The organism is Sphingomonas crocodyli (assembly GCF_004005865.1).
GTDB classification, from domain to species: Bacteria; Pseudomonadota; Alphaproteobacteria; order Sphingomonadales; family Sphingomonadaceae; genus Rhizorhabdus; species Rhizorhabdus crocodyli.
The window spans coordinates 1,057,950-1,070,412 of record NZ_SACN01000001.1; the positions used below are offsets into that span (position 1 = coordinate 1,057,950).

A 12,463-nucleotide genomic window follows, 5' to 3' on the forward strand; every position below is an offset into this window, starting at 1 on the left:
ATAGGCCAAATCGGCCACCGTGCACCATAGGGCAACGACATGCCCCGCAAACGGCCCTTGCGGGGGCATTTGGTGTCTCGTCCCGCGTGACGACTACACGCACATCCGGAATGCGCGCCCGCACACTTGCATGTCCGATCGCCTGACCTACGCTGCCCGGAAACAAGCGAAAAAGCGGAGAGGGATGTGGAGGAACAGGCGTTCGACTTCGTCATCGTCGGCAGCGGCGCGGCGGCGATCCCGGCGGCGATTGCGATCAAGGAACGCGGGCTGAGGCCGCTGGTGATCGAAAAGACCGAGTTTTTCGGCGGATCGACCTCCATGTCGGGCGGGGTCGTGTGGATCCCCAACAGTTCGGTCGCGAAGGCGGCGGGCGTGGTCGACGATCCGCGATCGGCACGCATTTATTTCGACGCCTGTGTCGGCGATGTCGGCCCCGCATCGTCGGAGGCGCGGCGCGACGCCTATCTGTCCACCGGCCCGGTCCTGATGGACAAGCTGATCGCCAAGGGCATGGAGTGGGTCCATGCCGAAGGATATTCGGACTATCATGAGGGGCAGAAGCCCGAAGGCAATCCGCGCAGCCGTTCGCTGGTCGCGCCGATCTTCGACCTGCGCAAGCTGGGCGCGTGGCGCAACAAGCTGCGCCGCACCGTTTTCCCGCCGATGATGATGCACGAGGCGGGGCATGCCGGGCAGAACGGGCGCACGCTGGCGAGCATCGCGATGATGCTGCGCGTGGGGTCGCGCATGATCCGCAACGCGCTGGGCGCCGATCTGGTGGGGGCGGGGAGCGCGATCCAGGGGCGGCTGCTCGAGATCGGGCTGCGCGAGGGCGTGCCGATCTGGCTCGGCACCGTGATCGACCGCTGGATCGTCGAGGATGGCCGCGTGACGGGGCTGGAAGTGACGATAGAGGGCGTGCGCAAGCGGGTGAAGGCGACGCGCGGCGTCCTCATCAACGCGGGCGGCTTCTCGCACAATGCCAAGCTGCGCAGCGCCGAGCAGCGCCAGCCCAACAACGGATCGTGGAGCCACGCCAATCCGGGCGATACCGGCGAGGTGATCGAGGCCGCGATCGGGCTGGGCGCGGCGACGGCGCTGATGGAGGAAAGCTGGTGGGTGCCCGCGTCCGAAATGCCGGGTGGGGCGCTGGGCATGCATCCGTTCGACATGACCAAGCCGCATTGCATCATGGTCGATGCGACCGCGCAGCGCTTCGTCAATGAATCGACCAGCTATATGGCGATCGGCATCGCGATGTACGAACGCAACAAGGTGGTGCCCGCGGTTCCCGCCTGGCTGATCATGGATCGGCAGTTGATGGACAAATGGCGCTGGTCCAACGTGAACGGCAAGCCGCCCAAGGAATGGATCGACAGCGGCTATATGATCGAGGCGGAGAGCATCGAGGCGCTGGCGACCCAATGCGGGCTGGATCCGAAGGCGCTGCGCGCGACGGTCGATCGCTTCAACGGCTTTGCCGACAGCGGGGTGGACGAAGATTTTGGGCGCGGCGGCAGCGCCTATGATCGCTGGCAGGGCGATTACAAGCTCAAGCCCAATCCCAATGTCGGCCGGATCGAGAAGGGACCGTTCCGCGCGGTGCGGATCGTGCCGGGCGACGTCGGCACGTCGGGCGGGCTGATGACCGATGAAAATGGCCGCGTGCTGCGTGCCGATGGTTCGGCGATCCCCGGTCTCTATGCGACGGGCAATTCGACCGCTTCGGTGTTCGGGCATAGCTATCCGGGCGCGGGGGCGAGCATCGGCGCGTCGATGATCTACGGCTATCGCGCCGCGCTCCACGCCGCGGGCGCCAACGATATGGAGGGCGCCGCATGACCCAGCTGGCCGACTATCAGGATCGCTTCCCCGACATCCGCTTCCGCCGCGAGGACGGGATTCTGGAAATGGCGATCCACCGCAATGGCGGCACCGCTTTGTGGGGCTTCAGCAAGGGCGGCATCCACGAGCAACTGGGCGACGCCTTCCACGCGGTCGGGCGTGATCGCGAGAACCGCGTCGTTATCCTGACGGGGACGGGCGACGTCTTCCTCGACAGTTTCGATCCGGCCGATTTCGAAAATCCGGAGCCGTGGGACGCGGCCTTCCTCGATCGCATCTACAAGGAGGGCAAGGATCTCCTCACCAACCTGCTCGATATCGAAGTGCCGGTGATCGGTGCAGTCAATGGCGCGGCGCATATCCACGCCGAACTGCTGCTGCTGTCCGACATCGTGGTGGCGGCGGAGGGGGCGACCTTCGCCGATCATGCGCATGCGCCGGGCGGCGTGGTGCCGGCGGACGGGGTGCATGTGATCTGGCCGATGCTGCTCGGGCCGAACCGGGCGCGCTACTTTCTGCTGACCGGCGAGGTGATCGACGCGGCGGAGGCGAAGCGGCTCAATTTCGTCGCGGAGGTGGTGCCGCGTGCTGACCTGTTGCCCCGCGCATGGGAACTGGCGCGGCTGTTGGCGAAGAAGCCGACGCAGATGCTGCGTTATTCGCGCGTTGCGCTGACGCTCGATCTCAAACGGCGTATGCTCAACGATCTGGGGCACGGCCTGCTGCTGGAAGGGGCGGCGATCATGGGAGGCACCGGCTGGTAAGCGCGCTGATCCGCCATCTCCCCTTCTTCGCGATCGCGGCGGAGGAGGAGAATTTCCAGCGCGCGGCCGCTCGCCTCCACATCAGCCAGCCCGCGCTCACCAAACGCATCCAGGATCTGGAGGCGAACCTGGGCGTGCTGCTGTTCGAACGCGCCAAGGGCCGGGTGTCGCTGACAGCCGAGGGGCGCGCCTTTGCGGCCGAGGCGCGGCGCCTGCTCGACGGGTTCGAAGCGTCGGTGCGCGATCTGCGGCGGACGGGCGCGCGTGAACTGCTGACGATCGGCGCGAACGAACAGGCGTTGCGATCCGCCAGCCTCACCGGCGCATTGCGCGCGTTCCGCGCGGCGCATCCGGAGATCGGCGTGACGATGAGTCTGATGGGATCGGCCGCGCAACTCGCGGCGCTGCGCAGTGGGCAACTCGACGCCGCGATCCTCTACATCGCGCAGGATGATCCGGCCTATGCGCACAGCCGCGAGATCCGGCAGGACGATCCCTTCGTCATCGCGCTGCCGGAGGGGCATGCGCTCACCGGGACGGCCGCCCCGCGCATCGCCGATCTGGCGGGCGAGGATCTGATCTGGCCCTCGGGCGAATCCTCCCCCGCGCTCCACGCCGACCTCGACCGCGCCTGGCGCGCGGCGGGCGTCGAACCCCATGTCGCGGTCGAGATATTGAGCGCGGAGGCCGCGCTCAACGCGGTGTCGGCCGGGCTGGGCATCGCAGTGGTCCGCGCCTCCAATGCCGGCCGCGAGCCGCCGGGCGTGGTGCTGCGCCCGATCGCTGACCTTGATATCCGCTCGACGCTCCGGCTGGCGTGGCCGGCGGTGCCATCACGGACACTGGGGTTGTTTCGCGATTTTCTGGAGGAGTGGGGGGCTTAGGTCCGCCCTCCACCTCGTCATTGCGAGGAGCCGAAGGCGACGCGGCAATCCATCTCCAGCGCGGGAGATGGATTGCTTCGCTACGCTCGCAATGACGAGGAGAGTAGGTCAGCCATCAATCGAGCGAGCTTTGATCGCGAATGGCAGCAGCACTAACGGCGCTGGGGCAATGACGCGAAGAGGACGAAGCACCGCCGCAAACCAGTCATGTTCGGGCCATCCCGTTAAAAGTAGCCACAATAATGGAAGCGGATTGATCCACGCGCCAAAGCTTATGATCGCGGTCAGCGAAAAGAATACTACGCCCCATGTCGCAACGGCGATCCAATACCATTCTGCTAGCTGATAGCGCCTCAACATATTTGGATCATGGCGGGCAGCGTGGAAGTTCGCAACTCGTTCGCCACCGTCTCTCTTTTGATCGTCACGCCGGGCTTGACCCGGGGTGACGGTGGATGGCGTGTCTAACTCAACCCCAACAGCCGCCGCGCATTGCAGCCCAGAACCGCCGCCTTCTCCGCATCGCTCAACACCGGACAGTCGCGGATCTGGTGGATGGTTTCGGCCCAGCTGAACTGGCCGCGCGCCTGGGTGATGTCGCTGGCCCAGACGATGCGGTCGGGGCCGAAGGCGTCGATCATGCGGCGCATCGGTTCGTGCATTTCGACGTGCGGATAGGGGCCGGGGGCGACGAATTGCGGGCCCTTGCACCATTTGATGTGGAGGTTGGGATGTTCGGCGAGCGCCAGAACGCGGGCGAGGTGCGCTTCCCCACGCGGTGCATCCTCGTGCGGCATCGGGAAGCCCCAATGGTCGAGGATGAAGGTCAGGCCCGGAAAGCGGCGCACATAGGGGACGACCGCGTCGATCCGGCCCGAGACGAAGGCGAATAGGGGCAGTCCGGCGCGCTCGGCGGCGGCGAAATAGGGATCGAAGCCGCCGCTTTCGAACGCGGCCCAATCTGCGTCGCGCAGGGTGGGGGCGATCTGGGTGGCGACGACGCCTTTGCTGCCACGAAGCTCGGCGATCCGGTCCGCGATCGCGGGATCGCGCCAGTCGATGCGGGCGATGATCGCGAAGCGATCGGGATGCGCCGCCACCGCGCGATCGGCGAAGGGGTGCGCGAGAAGCTGCGCGCCGCTGGGCAGGGTGGTGGCGTTGGGATCGGGATCGTTCAGGATATGCGGCGCGGCACGCTCGTCGATCAGCGCCACGGTGACGCCCGCCGCGTCCATCGCCGCGATGCCGCGCGCGATCAGCGCGTCCGGGTCGGCGCCGATCCAGTCGTCGCCCAGCCGGTTGAGGTGGACCTGCGTGTCGACGATGTCGAACACCTTAGGAGCCGGCCTTGCCCGAAAAGCCGATCGCATCGCCGCCCGGATCGAAGCCGAACAACTCCATCGCGATATCCATCGAGCTCTGGAAGGTCGGGATCGGGCGCTGGCGATCGGCGCTCATCACCGCGTCCTGATTGTCGCGCAGGCTTTCGATCGTCATCGCGGGGTTCACATAGCCCTCGGTCTCCGAAAACAAAGTCCGCGCCACGCGCCCGCCGCCGACCACGAAGGTCTCGCCGCTGATCGTGCAATCGGGATGCGCCAGCCACGCCACCAGAGGCGAGACGAGTTCGGGCCGCATCGTCGCGGTGAACCAGTCGCGGAAGGCGGAGGCGGGCATATTGTCCGACATGCGGGTCGCGCCCGCGGGGGCTATGGCGTTGACGCGGATCGCTTGGGGCGCGCCTTCCCCCGCCAGCGCGCGGGCGAGGCCGAGATAGCCGGCCTTCGCGGCGGAATAAGGCGTGCTGCGCGGCAGGCCGTACATCGCGGTCGATCCGGTCAGGATCACGCTGCCGCCGCCCTGTTTCTGGAAATGCGGCCACGCCTCCTGCACCAGCGCATAGCCGGCGCGGACGTTGACGCCGAGTTGCTTGTCGAGCCGGTCGAGGCTCTCGCCCTCGAACGGCATCGAACCGAGCGTGAAGCCCGCATTGTGGACCAGCGCGTCGATCCGCCCGAACTGGTCGATCGCGCGGCGCACCGCGTCGCGTGCGCCTTCCTCCTGCATCAGATCGGCGCTGTGGCCTTCGACGGTGCCGCCCTGCGCTTTGATCGCGGCGACGGCTTCGGCGACGATGCTGTCGTCCCCGCCATTGCCGTAGAGGTCGATCCCGACGTCGGAGATCAGCACGCTCGCCCCGCGCGACGCGAGCAGGTCGGCATGCGCCCGCCCCATGCCGCGCGCCCCGCCGGTGATCAGGACGACGCGCCCGTCGAAGCGCAACGGCTCGCTCAAATCCCGTATCCGCCCGCGACCGCGATCTGCTGCCCGGTAACGTAGCTGGCGCGATTGGAGGCGAGGAAGACGACCGCATCGGCCACCTCCTCGGGCTTGCCGAGGCGCTTCAGCCCCTGTCGCGCATAGGTCGCCTTGATCCAGGCGTCGTCGAACACGCCCTGCTCCTTGAACTTCAGGAACATGCCCGCCTCGATCACGCCGATCAGGACCGAGTTGGCGCGGATGTTGAAGCGGCCTTCCTCCTTCGCGACGCCCTTTACCAGCGCCTCGTTCGCGGCCTTGGGGACGACCGAGAGGCCGTCGCGGTTCGCCCAGGCGATATCGCCCGCCGATCCCAGATGGACGAACGAACCGCCGCCGCCCGCTTTGAGCGCCGGGGTCGCGGCGCGGACGACATTGTAGAAGCCGTGGACCTCGATATCGATCGCCTCGTGCCAGGCCTCGTCCGAATATTGGGTGATATAGTCCTGCACCGGCAGCGCGCCCGCGACGAAGACGACGCTGTGGAGCCGCCCGAAGCGCGCGACCGTATCGGCCACCGCCTTTTCGATCTGCGCGCGATCGGTGACGTCGGCGGCGAAGGCGGCGGCCTCAACGCCCAGCCCTTCGATCTCCTTCACCACCTCGTCGGCGCGGGCGGCGTTGCTGCGATAGGTGACGGCGACGTTGGCGCCCGCCTCCCCGAAGCTGCGCGCAATCACGCTGCCGATCCCGCCGCTGCCCCCGAACACCAGAACCGCACCTTCGGGGAAATCACGTCGTCCGGTCATCCTGCATCCCTCAACTTGAACTTTTCGACCTTGCCCGATGCATTGCGCGGCAGGGCTTCGACGAAGCTGATCGCGCGCGGCACCTTGTAATTGGCCATATTGTCGCGCGACCAGCCGATCAGCGCCTTGGCATCCTTCGCCGCGCCGGGGCGCGAGACGATATAAGCGTGCCCCACCTCGCCCAGCCGATCGTCGGGCGCTCCGACCACGGAGACTTCGGCAACCTCCGGATGCTGGATCAATATTTGCTCGATCTCGGCCGGATAGACGTTGAAGCCGCCGCAGATGAACATGTCCTTCGCGCGATCGGTGATGCTGATGCAGCCGTCGGCGCGCATCACGCCGATGTCGCCGGTGCGCAGCCAGCCGCCCTCGACGATCGCCTCCGCCGTCGCGACCGGATCGTCGAGATAGCCGCGCATCACGTTCGGCCCGCGCACCCAGATTTCGCCGGGCTCGCCCGCCGCCACGTCACGGCCGTCGACGCCGACGGTGCGCACCTCCATGTCGGGGATCGCGCGGCCCGATGTGGTGGCGATCGTCTCGATATCGTCGTCGGGCTCGCACATCGAAACGGTGCCGCAGGTTTCGCTCAGGCCATAGGCCGTCACGACCCGCTCGAAGCCGAGATCGTCGAGAATGCGCTGGATCAGCACGGTTGGCACGATCGTGGCGCCGGTGACGGCGAGGCGCAGCGAGGCGAGATCGCGCCCTTCGCGTGGGCTGTCGAGCAAAGAGGTGAAGATGGTCGGCGGGCCGGGAAGCCAGCTGATCTTATGCTCCTCTAGCATGTCGACCGCCTTGGCCGGATCGAAGCTGAGCACCGGGAACAATGTCGCCCCGCGCAGGATCGCGCAGAGCCAGCCGGCCTTGTAGCCGAAGCTGTGGAAGAAGGGGTTGATCGACAGCAGCCGATCCGCGCTCGTGAGGCCGAGGCCACGCGAATAGATGTCGTAGCAGCGGATATTCTGGCCGTGGGTGGTGACGACGCCCTTGGGATTGCCGGTGGTGCCGGAGGTGAAGAGAATGTCGCAGACATCCTCGCCATCGAGGCTGCCGAGGCGCGCTTCATAGGCGTCGCGGCTCACCGCCTCGCCCTCCTTCAGGAAGGCGGCCCAGCCGTTCGAAGCTTCATCGTCGTCGAGCAGGATGATCCGTTCGAGGCAGGGCACGTCCTCCCCCGCGATCATCGTCGGATAATCGTTGCCCAGGAAATTGCCGACCGTCAGCAGGATGCGCGCGCGGCTTTTCTTCAGGATATAGGCGGCCTCGCGCCCCTTATAGCGGGTGTTGAGCGGCACCACCGCCGCGCCCGCCGCCTGCAGACCGAGCGTCGCGACGATCCAGCGGTCAAGATTGGGCGCCCAGATCGCGACCCGATCGCCGCGCTTGACGCCCGCCGCGATGAAGGCGCGGGCGGCGGCCTCCATGCGCCGGGCAAGCTCGGCATAGCCGATCGCCTCGCCGCCCGGGGTCGATATCGCGATCTTGTCCCCATAGGTTTTCGCGCTGTCCAACGCGACATGGGGGATGGTGGGGCAGTCCATAAGGGCCTTTCGTCAGAGCGTGGCGCGCCATTCGAGCGCGTCGGACATCGCGCTGCGCATCGGCCGCATTGCACTGGCCAGCGCGATCACCGCGATCGGCAGCAATATCCAGCCCTCCACCGCAATCGCCCAGCCGAGTTTGAGATCATCCGCAAATCCGTAAGTCGCGATCGCGCCGATCAACGTGGGGCCGACCCCGTAGCCCAGCAGGCTGAACACGAAGAGATAAGCGGCGGAAATCTGCCCGCGATACTGGTTGGGCGTGGTCAGCTGGATCGCGGCGACCGCGACGCCGGTAAAGCCGGTCAGGAACACGAACACCGCCTGACAGATGGCAAGCAGGACGATCGATGGTGCGAGCGCGGCGAGGGTGAGGATCACGATCTGGACCGCGGCGATGATCGCGAAGAGGAGGACGTGCGCGTCCTGCCGCCCCTTCGCCATCATCCGATCCGCGACGATGCCCGATACGATCGTGCCGAGGATGCCGAAGGCGACCGAGATGCTCGCCATCATCGTCGCGGCTTCGCCCAAGGTCAGGTGGAAGTTGCGGACGAGGTAGCTCGGCGTCCACGCGCTGTAACCGTTCGCCATCGCGCTCAGCAAAGCGAAGCCGAGGAAATGGCCGGTCAGGAAGCGCCAGCGCCCTTTCGCGAAGGCCAGAGCCTCGCGCCAGTCGGGCTTGGCTTCGTCCAGGCATTCGCGGCGCGGCGGATCGCGCAACGTCCAGATCAGGCAGCCGATCAGGATGCCAGGCAGGCCGAGGAAGATGAAAATCCCCTGCCAGTTCGCGACTTCGCCGACGAACGGCATGTCGAAATGGCGCGGGAGCAGGCCGAACAGCAGGCCGCCGAGCAGCAGCGAGGATGCGACGCCCGCATGGCTTCCCGCGCCATAGACCGAGAAGGCGAGGCCGCGCTTGGCGGGTGGGAATTCGTCGCTCAGGATCGAATAAGCCGAGGGGTTGAGCGCCGCTTCGCCCGCGCCCACCGCGAAGCGCGCGAGGACGAGTTGCCAGATCGTCGCGGCCAGCCCGCAAAAGGCGGTCGCGACCGACCAGATGCTGACCCCGACGAAGATCAGCCAGCGCCGCGAATAGCGATCCGACGCCCAGCCGAGGATCATCCCGAAGACGACGAAGAACAAGGCGAAGGCGAGGCCGTGCATCAGGCCCAGCTGAAAATCGCTGATCCCCAGATCTTCCTTCATCGGCGTGAACATCAACGCGATGACCAGCCGGTCCATCAGCGACATGGTGTAGAGAAGGGTGAGGACCGCCAATGCCCACCAGGCGCGCGGTCCCGCGCGATTTTGTGCCCCTTCTCCGTCGCTCATATCGTCTCCTGTACGCCCTCTGTCGGGGCTTGGTGGTGGTATTAGTCGGGCAGCAACCAGCTTCCGTTTTCGACGAACACCTTGCGCGTGATGCTCTCGTCGAACTTGGCCAGTTTGCCGCTCACGTCCGCCATCGGCGCGCGGCCGCCCTCGGGGTGCGGATAGTCGCTGGCGTAGCAATAGAGTTCGGGCATGGCGAACTGCTCGATATAGGTATCGACCGGCTCGATATCGAAGATCGAGAAGCGCGTGTTGCGGCGGATATAGTCGGACGGCTGGAGCCGGATCGGCAGCGCGCCTTCCATATTGCCCAACGAGAATTTGCGGCTGTTCGCGTGCCAGAAATCGAGATTCTGCGCGAGCGGGCCGACCCACTGCGCCGTCACCTCGCACGCGCCGAAGCGCAGGTTGGGGAAGGCTTCGAAGACGCCGCCCAGCACCATCGTCGCGAGGAAGTTCTGGACGGGCAGATGGAGCGTCGAGAGCGTCCACGGGTCCATCTGGAATTCCTCGCCCGCCTTCCAGCCGACGAAGGCCGGCGCGTCGCGCCACTTGGCGGTGGTCAGGAACTCGAAGTCCGCGCCGACATGCGCGAGGACCGGCGCGTCGGCGGCCTGCAGCATGTCCCAGAGTGGATGCAGATCGGGATGCGCGGGCGAGACGCCACCGGGGAGGGCTGCGCTGGGCAACCACACCGCGCGCACGCCGCCGTCCATCAGCCGCTTCACTTCGGCGATCAGGCTGTCGACATCGGGGGCGAGCGCGACGGCGACCATGCGCAGCCGATCGCTGGCGCGCGCGACCCGCAGTGCGAAGTCGTTATGCGCGCGGATCATCTGCAGCGCGTAGGCTTTCCGGTCGCCGGTGATCCCGCGATACATGTCGGGGAAGCCTTCGGCGCGGAAGAAGAAGCTCGCGCCGTAGAGACCCACGCTGCCGGGGAAGATGAGCTGCCGGCGCACGCCCGTATAGTCCATAACCTCCAGTCGGCGATCGAAGTCGAACGCGCCGGGGGCCTTGGCGAACTTGGTGTTCCACACCTGATCGGCGTCGATCGGCGCGTCGTCTGCATCGACATGCGCGCGGATCGGCATCTTGCTGTCGAGATGCGCGTCGACGAACGGCCGCACGACCGATCCGAACTGCTCCTCCCACATGTTGACCGGCGTATATTCGTGCGCGTCGGCATCCATGATCGCGCCCATGTAGCGGCGCAGACGCTCGGGAACGGGATGCGGGAGGGTGTCGATGTCTGCCATGTCGCCCTCCTATTCCGCCACGCCTTCATAGACGCGCAGTCGTCTCGGCACGCCGGACTCCATCGCGTCGCGCCGGTGCTGCAGGCCGACATTATCCCAGATACAGATGTCCCCCACCTGCCATTTGTGGGTGTAGGTGGGCGCGGTGCGTTCGGCATGTGCCAGCAGGTCCGCGATCACGGCGTCGCTCTCCTCCATCGGCATGCCGGCGATGCGGTGCGTGAACTCGTTGACGTAGAGCGTGCGCCGGCCGCTGTGCGGGTGGCTGGCGAAGACAGGGTGCATCGAATCCGCAAGGCGCGGCCATTTGGTCAGGTCGCGCTTGCGCGGATCGAGGTTGACGGTCTGCTTGTGCTCGAGCGGCCCGCGCTTTTCGAACGGGAGCATTTCGTAGGCGGTGTACATGTCGCGGAACATCGTCGGCACCGCGCCCTGGCCGAACTCCATCGCCTCCAGCACGCTCAGCACTTTATATTGCGGGCGCTGGAAATGGTCGCAATGCCAGACCAGTTCGGTCTGCCCTTCATCGGTGTTCACGACATAGTTGAAGTGATCGGTGCGGTGGATCTGCTCCTGCTCGTCCGCGCTGAAGGTGCTGTAGTGGAAGCTGCCGTCATAGGTTTCGGACATCAGCCGCCCGAAGCGGCGGAAGAAGGTGTCGAGCTGATCGTGGCTGGGCGATTCCTGCCCGCGGAACACCAGCAGCAGGTGGCGACGCAGCGCACGGGTGATTTCGAACACCGTCGCCTCGTCGGGTTCGCCCCATTCGATCCCGTGGACGATCGCGCCGAAGGCTTCGCCGGTCGGCTCGATGGTGACTGTGCTGGCGCGCGGCGCCGCGAGGGTGGCGATGTTGCTCATGCCATGATCCTGCGCCTTGCCGTTGGGGCGATCCAATATCGTCTGGTCGAGTGGTGATAACGTCAGGTTATCAATCGCCCCGATCGTCGAAGATGCGCGAAGCCTCCTCGGTATCCAGATCCTCGGCATGGCGGACGCCCAAAGCCGCGCGGGCCTCGGGCAGGGGTAGGTGCAGCACGTCCTCGAACTTCGCCATGAAGATCGGATCGGATTCCAGCCCGATCCGAATCCCGCGCATCTGGAGTTCCAGCACGGTCGTATAGATCTGCGGATAGTGCAGCCCCGCGCGCACCGGGAAACGATAGCCGCCCAGCACGTAGAAGCGCGTCAATTCCCCCGCCAGTTCGGGCGAGAGATGCCGGTGGACGTTCGACAGCCGCACGAAATAGGGCATCAGTTCGCCCAAAGTGTTGAACCCGCCGCCCGCGATCAGATGCTCGAAATCGTGGATCTGGCCGAAGCGGAAACGGATGAACTCGTAGCGGCTTTTGGGCACGATCATCTCGCGCGCGAGGTTCGGCTGATAGCCGCCGTCGATCACGCTCCAATATCGGTGGCCGAAGCTCCCTTCCGGATAGCCCTTGAAGAACTCCGCCGAATGCGGGGCGATATACGCTTCGTCGACCCAGTCGCGGAAGGCGGGGTTCTTCTCGCGCTCCTCCTCGATCAGCCGCTCGATCTTCGGAACGTCGGTCATGCTGTTGAGCGCGGGGATCAGGCCGTCGGCGGTGTCGCCTTCATTGCCGCGATCGGGGCCGTTCTTGCGCAGATAATGGGTCGCAACCCAATCGCGCAGCCCCGCATGATTGAGGAAAGGCGAGGATGAGATCAGCACGCTGCTGCTCGTCTCGGGCGTTTTTACGCGTGTCAGGAGGTAATCGAGATTGTCCATATCGC

12 protein-coding genes are annotated in these 12,463 nt (G+C 66.0%); 3 read left to right on the top strand and 9 right to left on the bottom strand.

The genetic code is table 11. From position 1 onward, the window contains the following. Nucleotides 1–186 precede the first annotated feature (186 nt). The 3 genes from EOD43_RS04870 to EOD43_RS04880 are packed head-to-tail and all read left to right on the top strand — an operon-like array spanning nucleotide 187 to nucleotide 3,496. Nucleotides 187–1,845 carry an FAD-binding protein gene (locus EOD43_RS04870; RefSeq protein WP_127741606.1) on the top strand — a complete coding sequence of 553 codons (1,659 nt, stop codon included), beginning with the start codon at nucleotides 187–189 and terminating at the stop codon, nucleotides 1,843–1,845. Next, the gene (locus tag EOD43_RS23955) at nucleotides 1,842–2,612 is read left to right on the top strand and encodes an enoyl-CoA hydratase/isomerase family protein (RefSeq protein ID WP_127741608.1); all 771 of its coding nucleotides are present in this window, start codon (nucleotides 1,842–1,844) and stop codon (nucleotides 2,610–2,612) included. Before EOD43_RS04870 ends, EOD43_RS23955 begins: the two co-directional genes overlap by 4 nt. Nucleotides 2,613–2,620: 8 nt before the next feature. Further along, a complete protein-coding gene (locus EOD43_RS04880) occupies nucleotides 2,621–3,496 on the top strand; it encodes a LysR family transcriptional regulator (protein ID WP_276318197.1) in 876 nt (291 codons plus the stop codon). Nucleotides 3,497–3,604: 108 nt separating this feature from the next. Here the strand turns inward: EOD43_RS04880 and EOD43_RS04885 are convergent, their stop codons facing one another. The 9 genes from EOD43_RS04885 to EOD43_RS04925 all read right to left on the bottom strand — a co-directional run bounded on the left by EOD43_RS04885 (nucleotide 3,605) and on the right by EOD43_RS04925 (nucleotide 12,458). Further along, nucleotides 3,605–3,856: a hypothetical protein gene (locus EOD43_RS04885; RefSeq protein WP_127741612.1), complete on the bottom strand. Its 252-nt coding sequence runs from the start codon at nucleotides 3,854–3,856 to the stop codon at nucleotides 3,605–3,607. Between the two features lie 104 nt (nucleotides 3,857–3,960). Beyond that, entirely contained in the window at nucleotides 3,961–4,830 is an 870-nt protein-coding gene (locus EOD43_RS04890) for an amidohydrolase family protein (protein ID WP_164857100.1), read from the bottom strand. 1 nt (nucleotide 4,831) lies between these two features. After that, nucleotides 4,832–5,791, bottom strand: coding sequence for an SDR family NAD(P)-dependent oxidoreductase (locus EOD43_RS04895; protein WP_127741616.1), 960 nt, complete (start codon nucleotides 5,789–5,791; stop codon nucleotides 4,832–4,834). After that, a complete protein-coding gene (locus tag EOD43_RS04900; RefSeq protein ID WP_127741618.1) occupies nucleotides 5,788–6,564 on the bottom strand; it encodes an SDR family NAD(P)-dependent oxidoreductase in 777 nt (258 codons plus the stop codon). Before EOD43_RS04900 ends, EOD43_RS04895 begins: the two co-directional genes overlap by 4 nt. Continuing rightward, nucleotides 6,561–8,111, bottom strand: coding sequence for a FadD3 family acyl-CoA ligase (locus tag EOD43_RS04905; protein WP_127741620.1), 1,551 nt, complete (start codon nucleotides 8,109–8,111; stop codon nucleotides 6,561–6,563). Before EOD43_RS04905 ends, EOD43_RS04900 begins: the two co-directional genes overlap by 4 nt. A 12-nt stretch (nucleotides 8,112–8,123) precedes the next feature. Beyond that, nucleotides 8,124–9,446: a spinster family MFS transporter gene (locus tag EOD43_RS04910; protein ID WP_127741622.1), complete on the bottom strand. Its 1,323-nt coding sequence runs from the start codon at nucleotides 9,444–9,446 to the stop codon at nucleotides 8,124–8,126. A gap of 41 nt (nucleotides 9,447–9,487) precedes the next feature. Continuing rightward, the gene (locus EOD43_RS04915) at nucleotides 9,488–10,705 is read right to left on the bottom strand and encodes an amidohydrolase family protein (RefSeq protein ID WP_127741624.1); all 1,218 of its coding nucleotides are present in this window, start codon (nucleotides 10,703–10,705) and stop codon (nucleotides 9,488–9,490) included. A 9-nt stretch (nucleotides 10,706–10,714) separates the two neighbouring features. Continuing rightward, a complete protein-coding gene (locus tag EOD43_RS04920; RefSeq protein ID WP_164857101.1) occupies nucleotides 10,715–11,566 on the bottom strand; it encodes a TauD/TfdA dioxygenase family protein in 852 nt (283 codons plus the stop codon). A 70-nt stretch (nucleotides 11,567–11,636) separates the two neighbouring features. Next, nucleotides 11,637–12,458: a Coq4 family protein gene (locus EOD43_RS04925; RefSeq protein ID WP_127741628.1), complete on the bottom strand. Its 822-nt coding sequence runs from the start codon at nucleotides 12,456–12,458 to the stop codon at nucleotides 11,637–11,639. Nucleotides 12,459–12,463 lie beyond the last annotated feature (5 nt).